This is a genomic window from Membranihabitans maritimus (assembly GCF_021729145.1).
Taxonomy (GTDB): domain Bacteria; phylum Bacteroidota; class Bacteroidia; order Chitinophagales; family Saprospiraceae; genus Membranihabitans; species Membranihabitans maritimus.
The window spans coordinates 1-209 of record NZ_JAJSLW010000130.1; the positions used below are offsets into that span (position 1 = coordinate 1).

A 209-nucleotide genomic window follows, 5' to 3' on the forward strand; every position below is an offset into this window, starting at 1 on the left:
GTCATAGAAGAGCTGGAAGGATTCTTCGATCGATTGAGTGGGGTACCGGGATATGGAAAAGAGGTAGCCTACCTGGGCGGTGGATGGAGCCCATCCGTTCCGTTCAAATGTGAAGATGCGTGTGAAGAGCCGATGGTAGAGTTGTTGGTTATGGATTACTGGTGTAACTGGGGTAAAGCCTGGGTATTGGTAGACGTAGAAGACAAATC

At 49.3% G+C, this 209-nt stretch carries 1 protein-coding gene; it reads left to right on the plus strand.

Annotated features, from left to right (window positions below):
* Positions 1 to 209, plus strand: a 209-nt coding sequence (locus LVD47_RS23590; protein ID WP_236981196.1) for a hypothetical protein, incomplete at both ends; no start/stop codon positions are given.